A 23,765-nucleotide genomic window follows, 5' to 3' on the forward strand; every position below is an offset into this window, starting at 1 on the left:
GCCTTTCCCGTCTCCGGCGAAGCCATGCCTTATGACCAAGCCAAAGGACTGGACCATGACACTGACGGCAACCGATCTCAAAACCTTGTTCGATGCCTTCAACCGGCATGACATCGACGGGGTCATGCACTTCTTCGCCGAAGATTGCGTATTCAACGCCGTCGGCGGCCCGGAGGTCTACGGCAACCGTTTCATCGGTACCGGTCCGATCGCAGATGCCTTCAGCGGCGTCTGGAAATCGATGCCGGACGCCGAATGGGGCAACCACAGCCACTTCGTCGAAGGCAATCGCGGCGTGTCCGAGTGGACCTTCTCAGGCACCGCTGCCGACGGCAGCCGCATCGAGGCAGAAGGCTGCGACCTCTTCACCTTCCGCAACGGCAAGATCGTGCGCAAGCAGGCGTTCCGCAAGAACCGCCCGGTCCTGCAACCCCGCTACTGATGGCCTGGAGCTAGAGCCATGCAACTGCGCGCCACACCCTTGAAGCCTGAAAGAGAGCCGTTTGACCCGGCCTATGACCCCAACCATGCCCGCAGCCCCGGCACGGGCAAGGACTATGCGCCGACCTACTGGATCGGCACTGCCGGTCCCGAACCGGAGGACGACGGTCCGATCACGGGCGATATCGATGTCGATGTTGCGATCATCGGGTCCGGCTATACCGGCCTCTCCTGCGCCATTCATCTGGCGCGCGAGCACGGCATCAAGGCAACGGTGCTGGAGGCCAATGGCGTCGCCTGGGGCTGCAGCACCCGCAACGGCGGGCAGGCACAGATTTCTGCCGGCCGCCTGAAGCGCTCGCAATGGATCGCCCGCTGGGGCGTGGACGTTGCCCGCAAGATGCATGCGGAGATTACCGAGGGATTCGACCTCTTTCGCTCTCTCGTCCGCGAGCCCGAAATCGACTGCGATCCGCAGGATGGCGGCCATCTCTATATCGCCCACCGCGACAAGATGCTGCCGGCGTTGCAAAGCGAGGTCCGTGTTCTCAACGATACGTTCGGCTATCGCGCCCGCATGGTCTCGCGCGACGAGATCCACCGCGATTTCGTTCGCGAAGAGGAAGCACGCGGGGCGATGTATGAGCCCGATGGCATGGGCATCCATGCCGCCAAGCTCGCCTTCGGTTACCTCAGGCTTGCCCGCAAGCTGGGGGCAAAGGTGCATACGTCGAGCCCGGTACTTGATTGCACCGCCAAGGGCGGCATGCATTACCTGACGACGCCTGGCGGAACGGTGCGGGCGCGTGCCGTCTGCATCGCGACGGCCGGCTACACGTCACCCGGCATGAACGCGCTCACCCGCCACCGACTGATGCCGATCCTGTCGAACTCGATCGTCACCAGGCCGCTGACGGAAAGCGAGCAGAAGGCGCTGAACTTCAGGGCGCGCATCCCGCTCACTGATACCCGGACGCTGCGTCACTACTATCGCATGCTGCCGGATGGCCGGGTGCAGATCGGCAGCCGCAGCGCCATCACCGGACGCGACGCGAGCAATCCGAAGCATCTCGAGCTTCTGCTTGCCGGTCTCTACCGCAAGTTCCCGGCACTCCGCGGCATCGACATCGACTACTCCTGGTGGGGGTGGGTGGATGTCAGCCACGACATGATGCCGCGCATCTTCCAGCCGGACCCGAGCCAGAGGCTGTTCTACGCCATGGGCTATGGCGGCAACGGCGTGATGTATTCCGCCCAGGCCGGCCGTCGCATGGCCCAGATGGTCGCCGGCAAAGGCGGCGGCCTCGACCTTCCCATCTTCACTTCGCCTCTGCCGGGCCACGGGCTTCTGACGCCGTTCCGACGGCTCGGCCAATGGGGAATGTACCGCTGGTACTACCTCCGTGACGAGATCCTCTAACTCTCTGAAATAATACCAGGAAAGGAACCACCCCATGAAAATGACCACCGAGGAAGCCTTCGTCAAAGTTCTTCAGATGCATGGCCTCGAACATGCCTTCGGCATCATCGGCTCGGCCATGATGCCGGTGTCGGACCTGTTCCCGAAGGCCGGCATCAAATTCTGGGACTGCGCCCATGAGACCAATGCCGGCATGATGGCCGACGGCTTCAGCCGCGCCACGGGCACGATGTCGGTTGCCATCGGCCAGAACGGCCCCGGCGTCACCGGCTTCATCACCGCGATCAAGACCGCCTACTGGAACCACACGCCGCTTCTGATGGTCACGCCGCAGGCGGCCAACAAGACGATCGGGCAGGGCGGTTTCCAGGAAGTGGACCAGATGGCGATGTTCGAGGAGATGGTCTGCTACCAGGAAGAAGTGCGCGATCCCTCGCGTATCCCCGAGGTGCTCAACCGCGTCATCGAAAAGGCCTGGCGCGGCTGTGCCCCAGCACAGATCAACATCCCGCGCGACTACTGGACCCAGGTGATCGACGTCGACCTGCCGGCGATCGTTCGCTTCGAGCGCCCGGCTGGTGGCCCGCAGGCGATTGCCGAAGCCGCCAAGCTTTTGTCCGAGGCAAAATTCCCGGTCATTCTCAACGGCGCCGGCGTCGTCATCGGCAATGCCATCTCCGATTCCATGAAGCTCGCCGAGCGTCTCGACGCGCCAGTCTGCTGCGGCTACCAGCACAATGACGCCTTCCCGGGGAGCCATCGCCTGTCGGTCGGCCCCCTCGGCTACAACGGCTCAAAGGCTGCGATGGAGCTGATCTCCAAGGCCGATGTTGTCTTGGCGCTCGGCACGAGGCTCAATCCGTTCTCGACGCTTCCGGGCTACGGCATCGACTACTGGCCGAAGAACGCCTCGATCATCCAGGTCGACATCAACGCCGACCGGATCGGGCTGACCAAGAAGGTGTCGGTCGGCATCTGCGGCGATGCCAAGCAGGTCGCCCGCCAGATCCTGGAGCTGCTCTCGCCGTCTGCCGGCGATGCCGGCCGCGAGGAGCGCAAGGCCACGATCTACCAGACCCGCTCGGCCTGGCAACAGCAACTCTCCTCGATGGATCACGAGGACGATGATCCGGGCACGGAATGGAACGAAAGCGCACGCTCGCGCGAGCCGAACCGCATGTCACCGCGCCAGGCCTGGCGTGCGATCCAGGCGGCCCTGCCGAAGGAAGCGATCATCTCCACCGACATTGGCAACAACTGCGCGATCGGCAATGCCTATCCGACCTTCGAAGCGGGCCGCAAATATCTGGCGCCGGGCATGTTCGGCCCCTGCGGCTACGGTTTCCCGTCGATCGTCGGCGCCAAGATCGGTTGCCCTGATGTACCAGTGGTCGGTTTTGCCGGTGACGGTGCCTTCGGCATCTCGATGAACGAGATGGGCTCGATCGGCCGCGAGGGATGGCCGGCGATAACGATGGTGATCTTCCGCAACTACCAATGGGGTGCCGAAAAGCGCAACACGACGCTCTGGTACGCCAACAACTTCGTCGGCACGGAGCTCAACCCCAACCTCTCCTACGCCAAGGTGGCGGAAGGCTGCGGCCTGAAGGGCGTGGCGGTCAACACGACCGCAGCTCTCACCGAAGCCCTGTCCACTGCGATCGCCGACCAGAAGAAGGGCGTGACAACCTTCATCGAAGTCATCCTCAACCAGGAGCTCGGCGAACCCTTCCGCCGAGACGCGATGAAGAAGCCGGTGCCCGTTGCCGGTATCGATCGCGCCGACATGCGTCCCCAGAAGCGGGCCTGATCCTCGATTACGTCAAGCCCCGCCCGGTACCCGGGCGGGGCGAAGCCTCCCGCAGATGACCGGAACAGAACCATGACCTTCGTCGCCTCCGTCCACGAACGCTTCCGAAGCGTGCCCTCCGGCTTTGCGGCCTACTGGCCTGGCTTTGCCGTTACCGCGGCGGTGGCCGTCGCTGCCCAATTCCTTTCCGACCACTACGGCGCGCCGGCCATGCTCATGGCGCTTCTGCTCGGCATCGCCTTTCACTTTCTGTCCGAGGAAGGGCGTTGCGTCGCCGGCATCGATTTCTGTGCCAAGAAGGTGCTGCGCATCGGCGTGGCGCTGCTCGGCATGCGCATCAGCGTCGACCTCCTCATCGGGCTTGGCGCAAGCACGATCCTGCTCCTCATCTCAGCCATCGCCGCGACCATCGGCTTCGGCCTGCTTGCCGCAAAGCTTCTCGGGCGTGGCTGGCGGCTGGCGCTTATCACCAGCGGTTCGGTCGCAATCTGCGGAGCGTCTGCAGCGATGGCGATCGCAGCCGTTCTTCCCAAGAACGAGTTCTCCGAGCGCAACCTGATCTTCACCGTGCTTTCGGTCACCGTGCTCTCGACACTTGCGATGATTGCCTATCCGATCCTCGCCCAGACCATGGGGCTCGACGCGCGCGCCACGGGCATCTTCTTCGGTGGCACCATCCATGACGTCGCGCAGGTCGTCGGCGCAGGCTTCTCGGTCTCGCCGGAGGCGGGCGAAACGGCTACGCTCGTCAAGCTGATCCGCGTCACCATGCTGGCGCCGGTCGTGCTCATCTTTTCGCTGTCACTGCGCAAAGTACCGCAGCCTGAGGGCGAGACCGGTAAGCGCCCGCCGCTCTTGCCCGGCTTCGTCGTCGCCTTCCTGATCTTTGCAGCGCTGAATTCCTTCGGTTTCGTGCCGGAACTGGTGGCCAAGGCCGGCATGGAAACGTCGCGCTGGGCGCTGCTTGCCGGCATCGTCGCCGTCGGCATGCGCACGTCGCTTCGCCGCGTGCTCGATGTCGGTGGCGACGCCGTCGCGCTGATCGTCGCCGAAACCGTCTTCATCGCTCTCTTCATCCTCGTCGGCATTCACTATCTGGGGCACGCCTGATGAAACCGCTCGATCGCATTATCGAGGCCGCTAAAGCCGCCCCGCGCCATATCGTGCTCGCCGAGGGCGAAGACCCACGCATCGTCGAAGGCGCCTTGCGCGCCGTGCGCGCCGGTATCGCCAAGATCACGCTCGTCGGCGACAGGAAAATCGTCGCGGAGGAGTTGCACGCCGCCGGCGGCGCACCAGACGAAATCCGCATCGAGGATCCGACTTCGTCTGCGCTGACTGAGCACCTTGCCGTTGCCTACCACGATCTCCGTCGTAGCAAGGGTGTCGACGAAGCGGCCGCGGCAGCAGCCGTACGCTCGCCTCTTGTCTTTGCGGCCATGATGGTCCGCGAGGATCAGGCAGACGGAACGGTCGGGGGCGCTGTCGCCACCACCGCCGATACCGTGCGCGCCGCACTCCAGACCATTGGCCGGGCACCGGATGTCGGACTGGTGTCGAGCTTCTTCCTGATGATGCTCTGCGCGCCGCACCACGAAAAGAAGGGCGCCTTCGTTTTCGCCGATTGCGGGTTGGTTGTGGATCCTGACGCCACCGGCCTTGCCGATATCGCCGTGACCTCGGCACGCTCCTACGAGGCGCTCTCCGGCAAACCGGCGAAGGTGGCGATGCTCTCGTTTTCGACGGCCGGCAGTGCCGCGCATGAGCGCGTTTCGAAGGTGGTGGAGGCGACGCGCCTGGCCCATGCCTCAGCGCCGGGATTGGTGATCGACGGGGAATTGCAATTCGACACCGCTTTTGTCGAGGCCGTCAGCGCGGCAAAGGCGCCGCAATCGGCGCTGCATGGCGAGGCCAATGTCTTTGTCTTCCCCAACCTCGACGCAGCAAACATCGGCTACAAGATCGCCCAGCGCATCGGCGGCGCCACCGCCATCGGCCCGATCCTGCAGGGGCTTGCGAAGCCTGCCAACGATCTCTCGCGCGGCTGCAACGCCGACGACGTCTTCCATATGATCGCCGTCACCGTCGTTCAGGCGTCGGGCGGGCAGTCGACCGGCTAAGTCGCGCAAGTGACAGCGAACCGCCTTGCCGGTTGAGCCTGGCAAAGCTATCACCTTTGGGTCGAATTGGACCATCGGCGGTCTATCGACTGCCGATCTAAAGGAGAGACCGAACAATGACTTGGGCGTCAAGGATCATCTTCTTTCTTACCATGGCCTTCGTATCGTCGGGTATGGCAACAGCAGAGGAGGCCGCGTCTACTGACGATGATCTCACGATCCTATTGAGGGCGGATAAGGGCGCGCTCACGCTCGAATACCGCAAGCCAGGCCAACGTCTCGAAGATGATCCCTCCGTCCAATGCGCCGTTGGCGCTCGGTTCACGCTTCCCGCCGGCGCGGTGGTGAACCTCGAACTCGTCTCGACGGACATCGTCTATAGCTTCGAAGTGCCGGGCTATGTCGAGCAGGTGGATCTCGTGCCCGGCCTCGTGAATTATCGGCAGATCGAGACCCCTGCCGAAACCGGCCAGGCCGACGGCGTGCTTCAAGTGCACCCGGATGGTTTGAAGAAGGCCATCGCAGTGCGCTTCAACAAAGAGCAAAGCGCTTTCGACGCCCGAATGCTGTGCGCCAACTAGGCGCACGATCTTCTCGCAGCGAATCCTTCGTGTTCGCGGCGGAGCAAAGCTCGGTTGCCGCGCAGGCTGTCGGTCACGACGTCATGATGAATGGCCGGCATGTCTCCGGCGGCAGACCATCAAGTACAAGTTTTCGGAACGCAGCGTCGACTTCCCGGGGAGCCATTTCCGGTCGCTCCTCCAGCCACCAGCGCAGAACGGCGTTGAACGTGGAGACCATGTGACGGATCACGAGGTCACGCGGAAGAGCGGCATGCATCGTTGCGGGGAGCGACTGGCGAAGGACCTCCGCAAGCACCTCGTCAACCGCATCGCGAACGATGCCACCTCCGCGTCCGCCGGCAAGTGCGACCTGGATGTCCGCGTGTTCGGCGACATGCTCGAACAAGGCGCGGCTGGGATCCCACGCCTCTTCTCGCTCCCGCTCGCGTGGCGATGAGATCGTCTTGTCTTTTGCAGTCACCAGCAGATCGCGCAGACGCTCCAGACTGCGTTTCAGAAGGTCGTCTTTCGACGTGAAGTGCGCATAGAACGTCGACCGCCCGATATTCGCCTCGGTCAGGATGTCTTCGACGGTGATCAGTTCGTAGTGCTTGCGGCGTATCAAGGCGAGAAGTGCTTCATAGAGCGCCGTGCGCGTTCGGGCCACGCGTCGATCGATCGGCAAGTTTGTTCTCCTTTTTCCGAACGAGCGCGCGTTGCAGTCCCATTCGGTACACGAGGCGCCCTTCTGTTTCGCAACTTCCGAACACCGTGTTCCGGATCGTGCTAGCCGAATGTCGTCTAGTCAACATCGAGGAACAGCCATGGTTGCGCTTTCTGCAACGTCCCCTCTCTCTTCCCCATTTCGAAAAGCGGGTGCCTGCGCGCTTTTCCTGCTCACCCTGACGAGCCTGCATCACGCCTATGGCGCCTACATCTATGAAACACCGTGGCGTCTCCATATCGTCCAGTTGGCCGTGCCGGCGGCAATAGTCATTGTGGCCGCCCTGTTCGTTGGCCGGTCGAGGAGCGGGACCACAGCTGGACGTGTCGCGACCTGGCTGGCCGCCCTTGTCGTGCTCGCCTTTCCGGTCGCAATGATCGGCATCTACGAGGGAGGCTGGAACCATGTGGTCAAGAACGCCGCCTATTTCGGCTTCGGAACAGATGCAGCACGGTCCCTGTTTCCCGAGCCCGTGTACCGGTTGCCGGATAATTTGCTCTTTGAATTGACGGGGATCGCCCAGTTCCCGCTCGCCATCATCACGGCGCTGAATACGATCGCTCTGTTGCGGCCGCCCGCCCGGTGATCGGATTTAGGTGCCGGCGGCCGCCCCTTCGTGCCGGCCGCCTGCAGGCCGTTCTACTCGCTCTTCGTCTTCTGTTCTTCAACACGCTTCTTCAGCCGGAGAAGACAAAGAGCTGGGTGGCGACGGCAGCCATCAAGAGGCCCGATCGAACAGGTCCCGGCGCTCTTCGAGAAACGCCGCGAAGGCCGCCTGAAACCGCGACTGGTCGGCCTTCCTGCCCTGCCGAGCGGCGTCGCCCTGGTTGGCCCGTTTCAGTTCCTGCTGGCGATACGCAACCGCTGGCCGAAGGCCCATCGCCACCTGGGCAGGCTGTATCTGCTTTGCGTCCTCGCCGGGAGTTGTGCCGCCATCTCGGCAACAGTGATGAGGGCGGCCGGCGTTCATGCCCAGGTGGGCTTCGGTCTGCTTGTCGTCTGCTGGCTTCTCTTGGGCTGGCAGTCCTACCGCGCCGCGCGACAACGCCGCTTTCGCGATCACCGCATCCGGTGATACGCAATTACGCCCTGACCTTCGCCGCCGTCCTGTTGAGGGTCTACCTGCTAGCAGGCATCAGGCTCACGCAATTCGTGCACTCCATCTCCTTCGGCGAACTCTACGCGGCCACCATCTGGGGCTCGATCGCCGCCTCAGTGCTGGTCGCGGCCTGGTTTATCGTCACAGGTACCGAACGAAAGATTTGATGAGCGCTCCTTGAGCCGATTCGTCTCAGTTTGACGGTCGATCCGGCTGCGCCTTCACATAGGTTCCGATGAGGTCGACGACATGCTGTCTTCGTTCGGTAACGATCGCCTCGGATGAAAGGTCGACTCCGAAGGTGACGGAAAGCGTGTAGCGACTGGAGATGTGAATGAAGCTCAGCGCCACAATCGAAATGTAGAGCTGCATGGCATTGATGCCCGGCTGGATCACGCCGGCGGCTTCGCCGCGATCTAGAAGCGTCTGGATGGTCTCGATCAAGGGCCTCGAGGACCGCGGGATGCTCTCGATCGCCCGGATAAACTCTCCCTGCAGCAGGTTTTCCGCCAGCACCATTTTGATGAATGTTGGCGTCGCCGCCATGTAGTCGTAGGTAAAGGCGGTGAGCGCCTCGATCGCTTCGACCGGCGGACGGTCCAATATGTTCAGCCCGGCTTCCTGGCTGCGCAGGTCGTTGTAAACCTCCTGCAGCGCGGCCTTGTAGAGCAGCTCCTTGCTCTGGAAGTAATGGTAGAGCATCCGGATGTTGCACCCGGCGCGCTCGACGATACGCGCCGTGCTCGCACCACTCAGTCCATGCTCACAAAACTCCGCAATCCCCGCATCGAGGATGGATTTGCGCGTCGCCTGCGCATTCCGCGAGCGGGGGCCACCTGTTTCGCCGGGCTGGTGATCACTGTTGTCTGCGTCACGCATTCTGCATCCACCTTTTGTCGTGCCAACCGCGGCAGGATCTTTCTATCGCAAATGGCCATCGAGACAATTGACAACCAAGTAAGTAATAGCATACTTACCGAAATAGAGGAGACGCTTTTTGCATGGCAGAAAGCAAAAAATGAAGACCGCCGATCGCTAAGGGGGCGGAGAACGGGAGGGAACTGTGTTCAAGGCAATCAAGAGAATCCTGCTGTTGAGCGGCGCAGCTGCCGTCATGGCCGGAGGAGTGGCGCAACAGGTGCAGGCGCAACAGGCGGATCAGATCACCGTTGCGATCACCGAGGGAATTACCGGCAACAATCCATACGCAGACTCAGTGGTCCTCATCGGCTCGATCTGGTGCCAGGTTTATGGCTGCCTCACGACCTGGGATTTCAAGGCTGGAAAGTTCGTTCCGTTCCTCGCCGAGAGCCTGGAGCCCGAGGACGATCTCAACTGGATCCTGACGCTGCGCTCCGATTGGAAGCGCCACAACGGCGATCCAGTGGTGGCTGCGGACGTGATCCATTCGATCGAACGGTCGCGCAACGATCCTGAGAGCATGTCGCAAGCGTCCGTCCAGTACATCGCTTCGGCCGAGGCGCTTGACGAACGCCGCCTGCGCATCAAGACGACCCAGAAGATGGCGACGCTGCCGAACTATCTGGCGACGATGCAGATCACATCCAAAAAGATCTACGACCAGTTCGGCGCCAAGGCGGCCGACCGCGAGCATCCTGTTGGCGCAGGCCCCTACAAGCTCGTCGAGGTCGGCATCGGCAGCCACATTGTCATCGAACGGGTGGATGGCCACCCGATGATCCAGCCAACCAATCCGAAGCGCATCATCTACCGCATGATGGTCGAGCCCGAGCAGCGCGTGACCGCACTCGCAAACGGCGAAGTGCAGATCGCCCAGGGCATCCCGCCGCAACTCGTCAGCCGTGTACAGCAACTGCCGAACGCGACCGCCGAGATGGTCGATTCCGCCGAAGCGATGTTCATCGCGATGAGCCCGAAGACCGCCCCCTGGGACAATCCGAAGGTGCGCCAGGCGGTTTGCCACGCGATCAACCGCGAGGGCATCGCTCGCGCCATCCTCGGCAACCAGGTGACGCTGCTGAACGGTCCGGTCGGCGATGGCCAGCTCGGCTTCGATCCTGATTACGCGTCGCCGATGAACTTCGACCCGGAAAAGGCAAAAAAGCTGCTCGAGGAGGCCGGTGCGGTCGGCGCCGCCATTGATCTCTACACGCCGGTCGGACGCTACACCGCCGATCGCCAAATCACCGAAGCGATCGTTCCGATGCTCGAACAGGTGGGCTTCAAGGCAACGCTGCAGACACCCGAATGGGCAACGCTTTGGACCAATGTCCAGCGCGGCGAAACGCCATTCTACTACATGGGCCGAGGCAACATGCTCGATCCGTCGCCGGCACTCGCGCAGTATTTCGAGACCGACGCCTCGCCGCGGTTGAAGTACTCCAACGCCGAGGTCGATGCTCTCCTCCAGGCCGAGCGCCAGGAGTTCGATCCGACCAAGCGCGTGGCTATGCTCTCCAAGGCCATGGCGGCCATCACCGAGGACGCGCCGGCCTGCTTCCTGTGGCTGCACAAGCTCGCCTGGGGTGTCGCCAAGGGCGTCGACTACAAGCCGAGCAAGGCTGACCGGGTCAACGGCTGGGAAATCCACCTGCGATAGCCGCCGCCATCCCTTCACGCCGGGGACGCTCGCAGCATCGCCCCGGCGCCCATTCCCTCAAGAGTTCCAAGGGTTTCCCATGCTTGGCTACACGCTGAGACGCGTGGCCGGCACCGTTCCGGTGCTGTTCATGGTCTCGCTTCTGATTTTCGCATTGGTCCAACTCGCGCCCGGCGATCCGGTCGACATGCTGGTAAGCGACGAGGCGACCGAGGAGGTTAGGCTGGCGATCCGCTCGGCCTGGGGTCTCGATCAGCCGATCTACGTGCAATACCTGACCTTCGTGAAGAACGCTGTCATGGGAGACTTCGGACAATCCTTCCGCTACCGCGAACCGGTTATGGACCTGATCCTGGCACGCCTGCCGGCAAGCCTGGAACTCGCCATTTATTCGACAATGGTTGCGGTCGCCATCGGTCTCCCGCTCGGTGTCTGGGCGGCCAGCCGACCCAACTCGCTCGTCGACACGGTCGGCTCGATCGGCGGATTCTTCGGCATTAGCCTGCCGAACTTCTGGCTTGGCATCCTGTTGATCCTACTTTTCGCAGGAACCTTCAACCTGCTGCCATCAGGCGGCCGCGAGACCTGGGGCCTGAACGTCGAACGGGTCACTGGATTCTTGACGATCGACGCCATCATCGCCGGCCGCTGGGACGCGCTCTGGGACGCGCTTCGCCACCTAACCCTCCCGGTCATCGTGCTCGGCACCAACATGACCGGCATCATCATGCAGATCACCCGCGCCTCGGTGCTGGAGAACCTGCAGGAAGACTATGTGATGACGGCCCGCGCCAAGGGCATGAGCGGACGCGTCGTCCTCTGGCGTCATGCCTTCCGCAATGCACTTATCGCCGTCATCACCATCATCGGCCTCGAATTCGGCACGCTGATCAGCGGCGCCATCATCGTGGAAACCGTCTTTGCCTGGCCCGGCATCGGCTACCTGCTGCTGCAGGGGATCTCGTTCCGCGACTTCCCGCTGATCACCGGCCTGGTGCTCGTCTACACGACGCTGTTCGTAATCATCAACCTCGCGATCGACATGATCTACACCGTCGTCGATCCGCGCATCCGTCTGGGGTGACTAGGATGGCTCGCTCCTCTAAAACTCGACAGCTCCTGCAGGCGTTGAAATCGCCAAAAGGCGCCTTCAGCCTGGTCGTCATCGCCCTCCTATTGCTGGCTGCTGCCTTCGCGCCACTGCTTGCGCCGTTCGACCCGAACCGCCAGGACCTGATGCTCGCGATGACGCCGCCGCAACTGACCGGTCCCCATTTCCTGGGCACCGATCATGTTGGACGCGACATGATGAGCCGCATCATTTATGGCTCGCGCGTCTCGTTGCTGATTGCCGTTGCCGTGGTTCTCTTCTCGGGCGTCGTCGGCGTAACGCTCGGTGTCGTCTCCGGCTATTACGGCGGACGGGTGGACTCGCTCATCCAGAAATTTCTGGAAGTCGTCTGGGCATTTCCGCCGCTGCTGCTTGCGATTTCGATCGTCGCCTTTCTCGGCCAGGGCCTTGGCATTCTCATCGTTGCGCTCGCGTCGCAACGCTGGATCCCCTATTGCCGCCTTGCCCGCGCAGAAGCACTAACTCTGCGCGAACGGGAATTCGTCTCCGCCGCGCGATCGCTCGGCGCCAGCGACAGTCGCATCCTGCGCACCCATATCCTGCCCAACCTAATCCAGTCGGCCTTGATCGTCGCGACCTTTGCCATGGCCACCGCGATTATCGCGGAATCGAGCCTCAGCTTCCTCGGCCTCGGTGTGCCGGCGTCGACCCCGACCTGGGGCGGCATGCTGTCGGATGCGCGAGCCTACATCAGCACCTCCTGGTGGATGGCTCTGTTTCCGGGGCTCTGCATCTTCGTCACCGTTCTCGCCATCAACCTCTTAGGTGATGTGCTCAGAACCCATCTCGATCCCCGCCTGAACCGCGCTTGACGGTTCGGAACACTAAGAAAAGAAGGATTATTCCATTGGTTGAACGTATCGAAACCTCGATGGCGGACGGCGCGCTCAAAAGCATGGCCGTCGTTCACAACGACATGGTCTTCCTGTCGGGCGTGCATGCCACCGACACCAGCGGTGACATCAAGGAGCAGACGCGCGAAGTCCTGCGCAGCGTCGATCGGCTGTTGGAAGCGGCCGGATCGAACCACAAGTCGATCTTCGTCGTGCACATCTGGCTGAAGGACATGCGCTACTTCGGCGCCATGAACTCCGTCTGGAACGAATGGGCCGATCCCGCTCACCCACCGGCACGCACCTGCGTCAGCGGCGAGCTTTACCGTTCGGACGTTCTCGTCGAGGCGGTCGTCATCGCCTATCGCGCCTGATGGTTGCGAAGGAGAACCCCATGGAACTCAGAGAACTCGGCAAGAAGGATGGCGCGGGCCATCAGCCACGCATCTGCCTCGGCAAGGCGTCGGACACGCTCGCCTCCGTATGCCTCACCGCACCGGACAAGACCGGCGACCTCAGGGATCAGTCGCTGCAGATCCTCAACGCCATCGAAGAGTATTTCCGAAGCGTCGGCTCGTCGCGTAAGCAGATCCTGATGGTGCAGGTCTGGTTGTTCGACATCAGCGAGTACCCGGCTTTTTGCGAACTTTGGAACGAGTGGATCGATCCGGAAGGCGTTCCGGCACTTTCCGTCGTGACCGGACATGCAGCGCGTCGCGACTGCGCGGTGGAAATCCGCGCCTACGCTGCGTGCTGACCTGCAAATAAAGCGTCGATCTGGAGGCGAACGTGACTGAAGACCTGCTCAGGATTTCCGATCTCGCGGTGAAGTTCCGCGGAACGCCCGACGGCGCGCTTGCCGTCAAGGGCATCGATCTCGCCATCGGCCGCGGCGAGGTCGTCGCGATCGTCGGTGAGTCCGGATCGGGAAAATCGGTCACGGCCAAGTCAATCATGCGGCTGGTCGAGTACATGGGTGCGGAAATCGTCGGCGGACGCGCGGTTCTCAGCGAGAAAACGGGCGGTTCGACCGATCTCCTCACCCTCGACGAGACCCGCATGCAGGGCTTGAGGGGCGACCGGATCGCGATGATCTTCCAGGAGCCGATGACCTCGCTCAATCCGGTGCTGACCATCGGCCAGCAATTGTGCGAGGTCGTCGTCAAGCATCGCAAGATCGGTCGGGCGGAGGCCGACGGGATAGCGCTGAATGCCTTGCAGCAGGTGCGTATCCCCGAGCCGGAACGCCGACTGAAACAGTATCCGCACGAACTGTCGGGCGGAATGCGCCAGAGAGTCATGATCGCCATGGCCATCCTCTGCAAGCCGGACCTGTTGATCGCGGACGAGCCGACAACGGCGTTGGACGTCACGGTGCAGGCCGAGATTCTCGAGCTGCTGAAGGTCATTCAACGCGAGACCGGCATGGCCATCCTGCTGATCACCCATGACATGGGCGTCGTGGCCGAGATCGCCGACAAGGTGGTCGTCATGTTGCGGGGCGAGGTGGTCGAGAGCGGCGAAATCCATCAGATCTTCAATGCGCCGAAGCACGAATACACCCGCCGTCTGCTCGATGCCGCGCCAAAACTCCAGTCCCGACACGAGGGCTTACCCCAAACGAAACACTTTCCCTGCACGCAGGCAAGGCAGGATAAGGCCGATCCGAATGTCGTGCTCAGTGTCCGCAACCTCGTCACGCGTTTTGCCGTGCGCCAAGGCATGTTCGAGCGCGTCGTTGCAAATGTCCATGCGGTCGAGGGCGTGTCCTTCGATCTGCGCGAGAAGGAGACGCTGTCGCTGGTGGGCGAGAGCGGTTGTGGCAAATCGACGACCGGCAAGAGCATCATGCGGCTCATTCGACCGAATGGCGGCGAAGTCTTGCTTCAGGGCCGTAACCTTGAGGGCGTCAGCGCATCCGAAATGATCGAGATGCGCAAGCGCATCCAGATGGTGTTCCAGGATCCCTACGCGTCGCTCAACCCCCGCATGTCGGTGGAGCAGATCGTGGCCGAGCCGCTGCGCATCCATCGCGTCGGCAGCCCGTCGCAGATCCGGGACAGGGTCTATAGCCTGCTCGAACGTGTCGGGCTCACCCGGGCACAGGCGAGCCTTTATCCGCATCAGTTTTCCGGCGGCCAGCGGCAACGCATCTGCATTGCCCGCGCTCTGGCGCTCAATCCCAAGGTGATCATCGCCGACGAGCCGGTTTCGGCGCTCGACGTCTCAATCCAGGGGCAGATCCTTGATCTGCTCGCGGAGATCCAGGAGGAGTTCGAGATTTCCGTCCTGTTCATTTCGCACGATATGGCCGTGGTCGAGCGCGTCAGTGACCGAATCGCGGTCATGTATCTCGGAGAAATCATCGAGATCGGACCACGCGACGCCGTGCTGGGTTCGCCGGCTCATCCCTATACCCAGCAACTGTTGTCTGCCGTGCCGATCGTGCACCCCGATCAACGTCGCAGCCGAACCCTTGGAGCGCGGGAATTGCGCAGTCCGATCCGTCCGCCCGGCTACGTCCACCAGACGCCGGCCTTGAAGGCGGTGGGTTTCGAGCACTATGCGCGGATAGCCTAAGCGGGCACTCAGCCTCGAATATCGGGCGATCCTTCCGGCCGCCCGCAAAACACGGCTTCGTACGGGATTTCCCGTTCGGGCAACAATTCGACGACAGGAAATCATATGCAGAACCAGGGCGGGTTGCGTTGGGTCTTTTTGGTCGCCGTGGCGGCCGTCGGTCTCAATCTTCGCCCGTTTATTGCAAGTATCGGGCCTTTAGCCGAGAGTATTCACGCCGGTACCGGCCTCGGATCCTATGGGCTGGCAATGCTGACATTCGTGCCGATGGTACTGATGGGTTGCGTTGCTTTCCTTGGCCCTGGTCTGCAGCGGATCGCCGGCGCACGCCCGGTGATCCTGTCTGCGCTCGCCACCATCAGCCTCGGGACGATATTGCGTCTCTTCGTTTCCAGCGGCTGGATGATGATCGCAACGGCTGCGGTGATCGGGGCAGGTGTCGCTGTCGTTCAGGCTGTCTTCCCCGGCATCATCAAACGGCAGTTTCCGGATCAGGCGGGCCCGATCGCCGGGCTCTACTCGGCGATGCTGCTGGGCGGCGGCGCCTTGGGAGCGCAGGCTTCTCCTGTCATCGCGGATTTGACCGGCAGCTGGCGCATCGGACTGGCCTCGCTGGCCGCGCTCGGCCTTGTCGCCGTCGCTGTTGCCTGGATCGCGCTTGCCAGCGACGGCCCCCGGAATCAGGAAGGCAACCTCGTCCGAAATTTGCTCGCGAAGCCTCGAGCCTGGCTGCTCATGGTATTCTTCGGTCTGGTCAATGGCGGCTATACTTCCGTGGTGGTGTGGCTCGCTCCGCACTACCAGCAGCTTGGCTGGGGCGCTTCCGCGAGCGGCAGCCTGCTCGCGATCATGGCGGTTTTCCAGGCGGCGGCAGCGCTTATCCTGCCGGTTTTGGCCTGCCGCAACGGGATGGACCGACGGCCGTGGCTATGGTTCACGCTTGGGTGCCAGTTCGCAGGCTTTGTGGGCTTTGCCTTCGCGCCGCATGCCGCACCGTTCGCTTTCGTCGCGCTGACCGGCGCCGGGCTCGGTGGCTGCTTCGCCCTGTCGATGGTGGTCGCACTCGATCATCTGGCCGACCCCGCACAGGCAACCGCGTTATCGGCCGTCATGCAAGGCGGTGGTTTCCTCCTGGCCGCGACACCGCCGATGATCGTGTCCGCACTTCACGACCTCACCGGAAGCTTTGCCGCCGGCTGGAAGTGGCACCTCGGTTCTATTCTTATCGCGGCCGCGCTCACCGCGCGCCTCGCACCGCGAGGCTATGCAGCCGCCATGCCGCTGGCAGCGGCGGCGACCAACGCCGACCGGTCGTTCGGATAAGGCAACGCTGCGAACAAGCGCCGTCAGGCGATTGTTCGTGCGCTATCCGTCATCAGCTTCAGCCCGAGTGCGCCCACCACGGCGCCGGCGGCGCGGTCGATCCAGGTCTTGGAGCGCAGGTAGACGACCCGCGGGCCGTGGGAGGAAAAGCCGAGGGCCACGATTGCGTACCACGCGAACTCGTTGATGAAGAGCAGCGGGGGCAGGGCGAGAAGCATCCAGGTAGGCGCCGGCGACGGCAACAGCGCGGCGAACATCGAGGCGTAGAAGATCGCCGTCTTCGGGTTGGAGATCTGAACGAAGAGCCCCCGCAGCAGGGATTTCCAGAGCGTGCTCGGCTGGTCGGCGGGTGTCTCGGCAATCACTATCTTCTGCGGTGCGGCCCGCCAGATGCTTATGCCGATCCAGACGAGATAGGCGCCACCGGCGAGCCTCAGGAGGATGTTGAGCCATTCAACCTGAAGAAGGATCGCCGTCAGGCCGGCGACCGCAATACAGGCGAAGAAAAAGCCGCCAATGCCCATGCCGACCGCTGCCATCAATCCATCGGCGCGGGACCGTGCGATCGCGATCCGCGACACCACGATGAAGCTCGGCCCGGGGCTCATGGCTCCAAGCAGGAAGACGCCCAGGATGGAGGCAAGAATTGCAAGTTCATGCATGTCACTACCCTCTCTTTAGAACGCTGCTGCCGCCGACGCAGGGCGAGTATGAAACGCGTTGCGTCATCCCACAATCGGGCATGTCCTCTCCCGCCCTCTCCGTCGAGAGAGCGGGAGACGTTCGTCAAGAATGACCTTCCTCGATCTTCGGGAGGAACCACGCGAGAAGCCCCGCGAGCGGAAGGAACGAGCAGATATAATAGACCGTTTCGACGCCGTAACTATCGGCCAGTATCCCGAGAATCGCTGCCGCGATGCCGCCGAGACCGAAGTTCAAGCCGTAGAACAACCCGCCGATAAGCCCGATGCGGTTCGGCAACAGCTCGATGGCGTAGATCAGGATCGATGCGAAGGCGCTTGCCATGATCAGGTTGATCATCACCGTCAGCACGCCGGTCCAGAACAGATCGGCATGTGGCAGGATCAGCGTCAGGGGAAGCGGCCCCAGAACCGAGATCCAGATGATCCGGTAGCGTCCGATGCGATCGCCGACAATCCCTCCGATCAGTGCGCCTGCGGCCGAGGCGAGCAGGAAGATGAACAACATCATCTGTGCGGAAGGGATGGAGAGGCCGAACTTCTCCATGAGGTAGAAGGTGTAGAACGAGCGGAAACTTTCGCCATAGGCGTTCTTGGTGAACATCAGCAGCGTCAGGACCACCAGAGCGGCGCCAATCGTCGCCGGCGCGTGGCGGATGCTGCCCGCCCTCTTGCTGTCCGCCCGCAGCGCCATGAATGCGGCGCTGATCTCCCGCTGCTTGCCGCCGATCCACGCGAGAAGCACCATTGCCAGCAACGCCAGGGCGGCGAACCAGGCGAGGCTCGGCTGCCCCCAGGGAACGATGATCACCGCGGCAAAAACCGGACCGAGTGCGCCGCCTGCCTGGCCGCCGACCTGAAACAGTCCCTGCGCCAATCCCTGCCGGCCGCCGGCGGCATAGCGCGCCATGCGCGTGGCTTCCGGGTGGAAAATGGACGACCCGATACCGATCAGCGCGACAGAGACAAGGATCATGGCATAGCTATCGGCAAGGGCGAGGCTGACCAGGCCCGAGAGCGTGAACATCATTCCGACGACTGGCGAATAGGGGGCGGGGTGTTTGTCCGTGACCATGCCGATCGCCGGCTGCAGCAGAGACCCGGCAATCTGGAAGGTCATGGTGATCATGCCGATCTGCACGAAGTCGAGCGCATAGGCGTCCTTCAGGATCGGATAGGCGGCCGGGATCAGCGACTGCATGAGGTCGTTGAGGAGATGGGTGACCCCGAGAACGACCAGGACGGCCAGATGCGTCTTCGGGCGTGTCACGGCAGGGATGGCGACTGTCATGGTTGATTTCTTGACTCCAGGATGCCGTGAAACGGCCTGCGGCGATGCCGCGCGGCGGGGAGCTTATGCATCCTCCGATAGGCGGGCAACCACCGGATGACGCTGCGCGCGAAAAAATGAGCTGTCGGGGCGGGAGGTTAGGCTCGCACGGGCACTTTCTTGGCCAGCATTCCTCTGAGGACGCCCCGGAGCTTGCCGGCAAGGCGCGGTTCTTGCCCCGCCGCCTCGTTCGCCCCGACTCAGGCCTTCCCCCGCGAGACAGGTCTCACGGCGCTGTCGGCTTTCGGGTGGCAAGGTCCGCGATCGCGAGGAAAACACCGATCGCGAGGAATACGGCAAGGACCAGCGCCGCTCCAGTTGCACCAGTCGCGTCGAGCTGCATCGCAGCAAGCGGCAGCACGGCCAGGATCGTCAGATTGTTGAGGCTTTCCGAAAGCGAAAGCACCTGACCTTTTTCCTCTCCCGCGAGGCTCGCAAGAATGGCGGTGCTCGTCGGTGCGGCGAGCCCCAAGGCAAAGCCCCATGCCGTCAGGAAAACGAGGTCCCCCGTGAACGACAGGGGGTTGAGCATGAAGCCGCCGACCGCCGCACTCAGGAGGAACAGCGCAACGATCAGCGTGCGATCGTCACCGCGAAACAGCCGTGCGGCTCGGGCGACGCCGAGGTTGCCAAGCAAGAGTCCCAGACCGAAAGCCGAGATGGAGACGCCGGTGGCCCCAACGCCGAAGTCATAACGAAGCCGCAGGACCTCGCCGGCAAGAAGGAAACCGGCGACAGCCGTTCCGTTCCAAAGGCCTTTCGCGGCCAGGGGGCGGATCAAATTGCCACGGCCGAGCCAAACAGGACGCCCCATCTTCGGCACTGGGGGATTTCCCGCCCGGGCGGGAATCGCACTCCGGGCTATGGCAACTGTCGTGAGGCAGCCGGCGGCAGTCACCAGGAAAGGCGCACGCCAATCGAATGCCTCCGTCAGGACGCCGGCGATGACCGGCCCCGAGACGATGCCTGATGTCATGCCGATCATCACCGCTCCCATCGCGGCGGATTGTCGGTGCGCGGGGATGATGTCTGCCACCAGGGCAAAGGCCGTCGGAATCAGAGCCGCCGACGCCAGGCCGCCGAAGACCCGCAGGACGATCGCTGCCCCGAAGCTCGGCGCGATCGTCAGCGCGAGGCCGTCAATCGAGAACAGAACCAGCGACACGAGCAGAAGTCGGCGACGGTCTATGCGATCGGAAAGGTAGCCGAAGATCGGCGCGGCCACGGCATAGGAAAGCGCGTAGCTGCTGACGAGCCATGCGGCGTGCGCCGGCGTCGTCTCGAAGGCCACGGCCAGGGGCGAAAGCACCGCCGACAGCATGAACTCGGTCGCGCCGACAAAGAAAACGGCAAGCGCGAGGGTGGGCAAAATGAAGCGTGAGGGCACGGATTATCGTCCTTGAGCTTGAGAAGCAGGAGAGAACCGGCGCGCGAAGACGTCTAGCCCGTTCGTGGCGCCGGAAGGATCGAAGCGTTTTTTTTTGGGGGGGGGGGAGAGTGTCGGCGCTGCGGACCCCGATGGTTCGGGTCATGGCGATGCGAATGAATGCTCGCCTAAGCTGAATACGACAAGGAACCTCTAGCAAAGAGGTTTAGGGAACACAACAGTTCTTCCCGATCGGTATCCGAAACGAACCGCTGGGTGGCCAGCCGCGCTATCGCGCGACCGGCCCATTCAGGCGCTCGTGGTCAAGGCAGACCCTGGCCTCACATGATCTGCGGTGGAACGCTCAGACCTGCCGGTCAATCGGCCGGTCCAGCGCCCAGCGTCCGATCCCATGGGCGCTGAGATAGGCAAAGACGCCGATCCATACCGTCGAAAGCTGAAAGCCGTGCCGCGCGGGATCATCACCACAACCAGAATGACGATCATCTGGATGAAGAGGATGAAGGCGAGGGGGCGGGTCAGAAGCCCGAGCGCAATTGCGATACCGCCGAGAAGCTCCAAGGCGATAGTCAGATAGGCGAGCGGCCGGCTCGAGGCCCCGACTCTGGAAAAGCTCGATGTCACAGGGCATGTCGCCGTTGAAGAGCTTTTCCCAGCCGAACCAGCTCATGACTTCACCCGTCGTGATCCTCAGCATCAAGTAATGCGACAAAGGCCGCGGCGAGGTTGAAGATCAGGTAATGTCCGGTGCTGCTCCCAGATCCGGCAGAACCATGGCATTCGCATGCGTGGTAGCCTGTGTCACGGGAAGTTCCTTCCATGAATGAGCATTCGTTGTGAGGAGATGCGTGCGGCTCAGCACATGCCACCGTTTGCCCGGATGACCTGGCCATTGATCCACGCGCCTTCCGGTCCGGCGAGGAACGAGACGACACGGGCGATATCCTCGGGTTCAGCGAGCCGTTCGAGGGGGTTCATCTTTGCCATGCGGTCCAGCAGTTCAGGGCTCTTTCCGCTCAGGAACAGCTCCGTCGCGACAGGCCCGGGGGCGATCGCGTTCACGCGAATTCCGCGGCCACGCATCTCTTGCGCCAGCACCTGGGTCAGTCCTTCGACCGCCGCCTTGGTGGCAATGTAGATGCCATAGGTCGGCAGGCGCATTCCAATCACGCTCGACGAGACGTTGATGATCCGACCGTCGTTGCGCAGTCGTTTCGCCGCCTCGCGGCAGACGTTGAACGTGCCCTTCAGGTTTATCGCGATGGTGTCGTCGACGACGTCGTCGGTGACGTCGGCAATCGGTGCAAGCTTCATGATGCCGGCGCTGTTGACGACGACGTCCACCCCGCCGAAGGCTTGCGTGGCCGTGTCGAACATCGCAGCAACCGCGCCGGCGTCGCTGACATCCGCTTGAATGACGCGTGCGTCGCCACCGCCGCCGATGATTTCGTCCGCGACCGCCTTGGCCGCCTCAGTGCGTCCCGCACAGTTCACGACAATCTTGAAGCCGTCACCGGCGAGGCGCCTGGCGATTTCCGCCCCAATGCCCCGCGACGCTCCGGTAACCAGCGCGACCTTGTTGCTGTTGCTCATGTGCCAAGCCTTTCAGGTGTTCCGTCTATTGATCGCGAGGAGGATACGCCTGGCATGAGAGAAGAAAAAATGCATAATTTGCAGGAGATAAATTACTAAAAGTATGAGTTGTCATGACGTTTGATGCGCGCTTGCTCAGCGGGATCGGAGTGCTTTCAGCAGTCGTCGAGGCCGGCAGCTTTGCCCGGGCCGGTGAAGCAATGGGGTTGACTCAGCCTGCGGTCAGCCGCGCAGTGGCCCGATTGGAGGAGCGCGTCGGCATACGTATTTTCAATCGAAGCGCCCGGGCAATCTCGCTGACGGACGAGGGGCGGCGCTTTTATGAACTCGTCGCGCCACTTCTTTCGGCAATCGAGGAGGCCGCGATCATGGCCGGCGGCACCAAAACGCACGTGCGTGGCAAGCTGCGGATCAATGTCGATGGGACCTTCGGGCACTTCGTGCTCGCCCCGAGGATCAATGACTTTCTCGAACGCTATCCGGAACTGTCGGTCGAGATCTTCGTGCGTGACTCGATCGGCGATTTTGTCGGCGAGGGGACGGACGTTGCCGTACGCTTCGGCGAGCCTGGCGCCCATTCGATGCATACGGAACTGCTGCTGGAAACGCGTGTGTTCACCTGTGCGTCGGCGCAATACCTAAAGAAATATGGCAGGCCGCAAGTGCCAGCCGATCTTTCGCACGGGCACCAATGCGTCCTCATCCGCGACCCGGCGACCGGGCGCCCCTTCGCCTGGGAGTTTCAGAGCCGTGGCGAAGCCATACCGTTCGCGGCGACCGGCCGGGTCATGGTCAATGACACGGGCTCGCTGATTGCCGCCTGCCGCAGCGGCGCGGGGATCGCGCAATTGCTCGAGATCTATGTCAGGGACGAATTGTCGGACGGCGATCTGATCCAGATCCTGCCGGACTGGTCAGAAGAAACCTTTCCGCTCCATGCCTATTATCGCCGCTCGGACCTGATGCCTGCAAAACTCCGCGCCTTTCTCGACTTCGTACGCGAGATCGTCGCTTAGCCGCTTCGGATCGCTCTATCCCGCGTTGGGCCGCCACCGCACATGCTCGATGAGCGCGCGCAGCTTCGGCGCAAGGTTCCGTCGATTGGGAAAGTAGAGATAAAAGCCCGCGAACGGCGGGAAATAGTCCTCGAGAAGCGGCACCAGATGTCCCGCAGAAACATAGGGTCTGAAGGTTTCCTCCATGCCGAAGGTGATGCCGCCTCCGGCGCAGGCGGTCCGGATCATCAGCGACATGTCGTTGGTGGTGATCTGCGGGTTCACCGCCACGTCGAACTCGCGCCCATCCTTGCCGAACTCCCAGCGATAAGGTGCAGTTTGAGGCGCCGGACGCCAGCCGATGCATCGGTGCTGGGCGAGGTCCGACGGTTGCATGGGCTTGCCGAAGCGTTCGATATAGGATGGCGCCGCGACAGCGGTCTGGCGTTGCTCGGCCGATACCGGGACTGCGATCATGTCCTGCTCGATGACTTCGCCGAGCCGCACCCCGGCATCATAGCCTTGGGCCACGATGTCGAACTCCTCGTCCGTGACGGTCACATCGATCTGGATCGTGGGGTAGGCCTCGGCAAAGCTTGCGAGCAGCGCCCCTGATATGAACCTTTCGGCGATCGAGGACACCGCCAGCCGCAACAGCCCGGTTGGGGCCATGTCCCGGTCGGCTGTGGCGTCCAGGGCCAGGCCGACCTCCGCGAGGGCCGGGGCAACACGCAGGTAAAGTTGCGCGCCAGCCTCCGTGAGGCTGACGCTGCGTGTCGTCCGCTGCACGAGTGCAACGCCGAGCCGATCTTCCAGCCGCCGCAGAGACTGGCTTACGGCCGATCGGGTAACGCCCAGATGCTCGGCAGCCGCGCGAAAACTCCGCGCCTCGGCGACGGCCATGAAGACGGAGATGGCATTAAGATCGACGGCCATTGGACGGCTCAACTTACCAGTGTCGGTGTGATTGGGCAGAGTGGTGATGCAATCTTGGCCCGCCGATCGACAAGCTTCAAGGCATCAAAGAATGTCACCGCGAGTTCTACCGCGCCTGTGATCGCCTCCAGAAGGCTTGCCGCGATCGCAAGAGCCCGGCAGAGCCTTCACTTCTTCCCCACCTCCCGCGCGAGAAA

Annotated in this window: 25 protein-coding genes; 17 read left to right on the forward strand and 8 right to left on the reverse strand. The window is 62.6% G+C overall.

Annotation, left to right across the window (positions count from 1 at the left end; genetic code table 11):
* Window positions 1-61 precede the first annotated feature (61 nt).
* From OVA00_RS00390 to OVA00_RS00415, 6 genes are all read left to right on the forward strand, one after another.
* The gene (locus OVA00_RS00390) at window positions 62-442 is read left to right on the forward strand and encodes a nuclear transport factor 2 family protein (protein ID WP_268088484.1); all 381 of its coding nucleotides are present in this window, start codon (window positions 62-64) and stop codon (window positions 440-442) included.
* Between the two features lie 18 nt (window positions 443-460).
* Window positions 461-1,861, forward strand: a complete 1,401-nt coding sequence (locus tag OVA00_RS00395; RefSeq protein ID WP_268087670.1) for an NAD(P)/FAD-dependent oxidoreductase — start codon at window positions 461-463, stop codon at window positions 1,859-1,861.
* Between the two features lie 34 nt (window positions 1,862-1,895).
* A complete protein-coding gene (gene xsc / locus OVA00_RS00400; protein WP_268087671.1) occupies window positions 1,896-3,671 on the forward strand; it encodes a sulfoacetaldehyde acetyltransferase in 1,776 nt (591 codons plus the stop codon).
* Between the two features lie 72 nt (window positions 3,672-3,743).
* Window positions 3,744-4,781, forward strand: coding sequence for a YeiH family protein (locus tag OVA00_RS00405; RefSeq protein WP_034790424.1), 1,038 nt, complete (start codon window positions 3,744-3,746; stop codon window positions 4,779-4,781).
* Window positions 4,781-5,791: a phosphate acetyltransferase gene (gene pta, locus OVA00_RS00410; protein ID WP_034790423.1), complete on the forward strand. Its 1,011-nt coding sequence runs from the start codon at window positions 4,781-4,783 to the stop codon at window positions 5,789-5,791. The genes OVA00_RS00405 and pta overlap by 1 nt, the downstream gene beginning before the upstream one ends.
* A gap of 116 nt (window positions 5,792-5,907) precedes the next feature.
* Window positions 5,908-6,372, forward strand: coding sequence for a hypothetical protein (locus tag OVA00_RS00415; RefSeq protein ID WP_060582260.1), 465 nt, complete (start codon window positions 5,908-5,910; stop codon window positions 6,370-6,372).
* A 73-nt stretch (window positions 6,373-6,445) separates the two neighbouring features.
* On the opposite strand, the gene OVA00_RS00420 is transcribed toward OVA00_RS00415, so the two are convergent.
* On the reverse strand, window positions 6,446-7,039 hold the full coding sequence (locus tag OVA00_RS00420) for a TetR/AcrR family transcriptional regulator (protein WP_192357483.1): 594 nt from the start codon (window positions 7,037-7,039) through the stop codon (window positions 6,446-6,448).
* Window positions 7,040-7,178: 139 nt separating this feature from the next.
* On the opposite strand from OVA00_RS00420, the gene OVA00_RS00425 reads away from it, so the two are divergent.
* Genes OVA00_RS00425 through OVA00_RS00435 form a run of 3 tightly spaced genes read left to right on the forward strand, consistent with a single transcriptional unit; the run spans window position 7,179 to window position 8,344 of the window.
* The gene (locus OVA00_RS00425) at window positions 7,179-7,664 is read left to right on the forward strand and encodes a hypothetical protein (protein ID WP_060582258.1); all 486 of its coding nucleotides are present in this window, start codon (window positions 7,179-7,181) and stop codon (window positions 7,662-7,664) included.
* 30 nt (window positions 7,665-7,694) lie between these two features.
* On the forward strand, window positions 7,695-8,153 hold the full coding sequence (locus OVA00_RS39910) for a DUF2306 domain-containing protein (RefSeq protein ID WP_113187752.1): 459 nt from the start codon (window positions 7,695-7,697) through the stop codon (window positions 8,151-8,153).
* The gene (locus OVA00_RS00435; protein WP_060582256.1) at window positions 8,150-8,344 is read left to right on the forward strand and encodes a hypothetical protein; all 195 of its coding nucleotides are present in this window, start codon (window positions 8,150-8,152) and stop codon (window positions 8,342-8,344) included. The genes OVA00_RS39910 and OVA00_RS00435 overlap by 4 nt, the downstream gene beginning before the upstream one ends.
* A gap of 25 nt (window positions 8,345-8,369) precedes the next feature.
* On the opposite strand, the gene OVA00_RS00440 is transcribed toward OVA00_RS00435, so the two are convergent.
* A complete protein-coding gene (locus OVA00_RS00440) occupies window positions 8,370-9,056 on the reverse strand; it encodes a TetR family transcriptional regulator (RefSeq protein WP_060610685.1) in 687 nt (228 codons plus the stop codon).
* Between the two features lie 184 nt (window positions 9,057-9,240).
* Here OVA00_RS00440 and OVA00_RS00445 point away from each other — a divergent pair, with 184 nt between their 5' ends.
* The 7 genes from OVA00_RS00445 (at window position 9,241) to OVA00_RS00475 (ending at window position 16,626) form a co-directional block, all read left to right on the forward strand.
* The gene (locus OVA00_RS00445) at window positions 9,241-10,758 is read left to right on the forward strand and encodes an ABC transporter substrate-binding protein (RefSeq protein WP_060582254.1); all 1,518 of its coding nucleotides are present in this window, start codon (window positions 9,241-9,243) and stop codon (window positions 10,756-10,758) included.
* A gap of 79 nt (window positions 10,759-10,837) precedes the next feature.
* Window positions 10,838-11,842 carry an ABC transporter permease gene (locus OVA00_RS00450; protein WP_060582253.1) on the forward strand — a complete coding sequence of 335 codons (1,005 nt, stop codon included), beginning with the start codon at window positions 10,838-10,840 and terminating at the stop codon, window positions 11,840-11,842.
* Window positions 11,843-11,847: 5 nt separating this feature from the next.
* Window positions 11,848-12,702: an ABC transporter permease gene (locus tag OVA00_RS00455; RefSeq protein WP_052201733.1), complete on the forward strand. Its 855-nt coding sequence runs from the start codon at window positions 11,848-11,850 to the stop codon at window positions 12,700-12,702.
* A 35-nt stretch (window positions 12,703-12,737) separates the two neighbouring features.
* The gene (locus tag OVA00_RS00460; protein ID WP_060582252.1) at window positions 12,738-13,097 is read left to right on the forward strand and encodes a RidA family protein; all 360 of its coding nucleotides are present in this window, start codon (window positions 12,738-12,740) and stop codon (window positions 13,095-13,097) included.
* 20 nt (window positions 13,098-13,117) lie between these two features.
* Complete coding sequence (locus tag OVA00_RS00465) at window positions 13,118-13,480, forward strand: Rid family hydrolase (RefSeq protein ID WP_043615130.1); 363 nt, start codon at window positions 13,118-13,120, stop codon at window positions 13,478-13,480.
* A gap of 32 nt (window positions 13,481-13,512) precedes the next feature.
* The gene (locus OVA00_RS00470) at window positions 13,513-15,303 is read left to right on the forward strand and encodes an ABC transporter ATP-binding protein (RefSeq protein ID WP_268087672.1); all 1,791 of its coding nucleotides are present in this window, start codon (window positions 13,513-13,515) and stop codon (window positions 15,301-15,303) included.
* 105 nt (window positions 15,304-15,408) lie between these two features.
* Window positions 15,409-16,626: an MFS transporter gene (locus tag OVA00_RS00475; protein WP_268087673.1), complete on the forward strand. Its 1,218-nt coding sequence runs from the start codon at window positions 15,409-15,411 to the stop codon at window positions 16,624-16,626.
* 23 nt (window positions 16,627-16,649) lie between these two features.
* Here OVA00_RS00475 and OVA00_RS00480 read toward each other — a convergent pair whose 3' ends face one another.
* From OVA00_RS00480 to OVA00_RS00500, 5 genes are all read right to left on the reverse strand, one after another.
* A complete protein-coding gene (locus OVA00_RS00480) occupies window positions 16,650-17,288 on the reverse strand; it encodes a LysE family translocator (protein WP_060582249.1) in 639 nt (212 codons plus the stop codon).
* Between the two features lie 124 nt (window positions 17,289-17,412).
* Complete coding sequence (locus tag OVA00_RS00485) at window positions 17,413-18,618, reverse strand: MFS transporter (protein WP_192357477.1); 1,206 nt, start codon at window positions 18,616-18,618, stop codon at window positions 17,413-17,415.
* A gap of 265 nt (window positions 18,619-18,883) precedes the next feature.
* Window positions 18,884-20,044: an MFS transporter gene (locus OVA00_RS00490; protein WP_268087674.1), complete on the reverse strand. Its 1,161-nt coding sequence runs from the start codon at window positions 20,042-20,044 to the stop codon at window positions 18,884-18,886.
* A 288-nt stretch (window positions 20,045-20,332) separates the two neighbouring features.
* Window positions 20,333-20,668 carry a DoxX family protein gene (locus tag OVA00_RS00495; RefSeq protein WP_442780419.1) on the reverse strand — a complete coding sequence of 112 codons (336 nt, stop codon included), beginning with the start codon at window positions 20,666-20,668 and terminating at the stop codon, window positions 20,333-20,335.
* A gap of 231 nt (window positions 20,669-20,899) precedes the next feature.
* Window positions 20,900-21,637, reverse strand: coding sequence for an SDR family oxidoreductase (locus OVA00_RS00500; RefSeq protein ID WP_192445169.1), 738 nt, complete (start codon window positions 21,635-21,637; stop codon window positions 20,900-20,902).
* A gap of 113 nt (window positions 21,638-21,750) precedes the next feature.
* Between OVA00_RS00500 and OVA00_RS00505 the strand changes: the two genes are divergently transcribed.
* Window positions 21,751-22,653 (forward strand): LysR family transcriptional regulator, encoded by a 903-nt coding sequence (locus OVA00_RS00505; RefSeq protein ID WP_034790410.1) that lies wholly within the window; start codon window positions 21,751-21,753, stop codon window positions 22,651-22,653.
* A gap of 15 nt (window positions 22,654-22,668) precedes the next feature.
* Here OVA00_RS00505 and OVA00_RS00510 read toward each other — a convergent pair whose 3' ends face one another.
* Window positions 22,669-23,568 carry a LysR family transcriptional regulator gene (locus OVA00_RS00510; protein WP_268087676.1) on the reverse strand — a complete coding sequence of 300 codons (900 nt, stop codon included), beginning with the start codon at window positions 23,566-23,568 and terminating at the stop codon, window positions 22,669-22,671.
* Between the last annotated feature and the right edge of the window lie 197 nt (window positions 23,569-23,765).

This window comes from Ensifer sp. SL37 (assembly GCF_026672675.1).
Classification (GTDB): domain Bacteria; phylum Pseudomonadota; class Alphaproteobacteria; order Rhizobiales; family Rhizobiaceae; genus Ensifer; species Ensifer adhaerens.

Coding starts and splice junctions, on each gene's coding strand:
- OVA00_RS00505 (WP_034790410.1), top strand. CDS start 21,751: ATGACGTTTGATGCGCGCTTGCTCAGCGGGATCGGAGTGCTTTCAGCA.
- OVA00_RS00465 (WP_043615130.1), top strand. CDS start 13,118: ATGGAACTCAGAGAACTCGGCAAGAAGGATGGCGCGGGCCATCAGCCA.
- pta (WP_034790423.1), top strand. CDS start 4,781: ATGAAACCGCTCGATCGCATTATCGAGGCCGCTAAAGCCGCCCCGCGC.
- OVA00_RS00395 (WP_268087670.1), top strand. CDS start 461: ATGCAACTGCGCGCCACACCCTTGAAGCCTGAAAGAGAGCCGTTTGAC.
- OVA00_RS00405 (WP_034790424.1), top strand. CDS start 3,744: ATGACCTTCGTCGCCTCCGTCCACGAACGCTTCCGAAGCGTGCCCTCC.
- OVA00_RS00440 (WP_060610685.1), bottom strand. CDS start 9,056: ATGCGTGACGCAGACAACAGTGATCACCAGCCCGGCGAAACAGGTGGC.
- OVA00_RS00425 (WP_060582258.1), top strand. CDS start 7,179: ATGGTTGCGCTTTCTGCAACGTCCCCTCTCTCTTCCCCATTTCGAAAA.
- OVA00_RS00455 (WP_052201733.1), top strand. CDS start 11,848: ATGGCTCGCTCCTCTAAAACTCGACAGCTCCTGCAGGCGTTGAAATCG.
- OVA00_RS00500 (WP_192445169.1), bottom strand. CDS start 21,637: ATGAGCAACAGCAACAAGGTCGCGCTGGTTACCGGAGCGTCGCGGGGC.
- OVA00_RS00475 (WP_268087673.1), top strand. CDS start 15,409: ATGCAGAACCAGGGCGGGTTGCGTTGGGTCTTTTTGGTCGCCGTGGCG.
- OVA00_RS00485 (WP_192357477.1), bottom strand. CDS start 18,618: ATGACAGTCGCCATCCCTGCCGTGACACGCCCGAAGACGCATCTGGCC.
- OVA00_RS00480 (WP_060582249.1), bottom strand. CDS start 17,288: ATGCATGAACTTGCAATTCTTGCCTCCATCCTGGGCGTCTTCCTGCTT.
- OVA00_RS00510 (WP_268087676.1), bottom strand. CDS start 23,568: ATGGCCGTCGATCTTAATGCCATCTCCGTCTTCATGGCCGTCGCCGAG.
- OVA00_RS00415 (WP_060582260.1), top strand. CDS start 5,908: ATGACTTGGGCGTCAAGGATCATCTTCTTTCTTACCATGGCCTTCGTA.
- xsc (WP_268087671.1), top strand. CDS start 1,896: ATGAAAATGACCACCGAGGAAGCCTTCGTCAAAGTTCTTCAGATGCAT.
- OVA00_RS00450 (WP_060582253.1), top strand. CDS start 10,838: ATGCTTGGCTACACGCTGAGACGCGTGGCCGGCACCGTTCCGGTGCTG.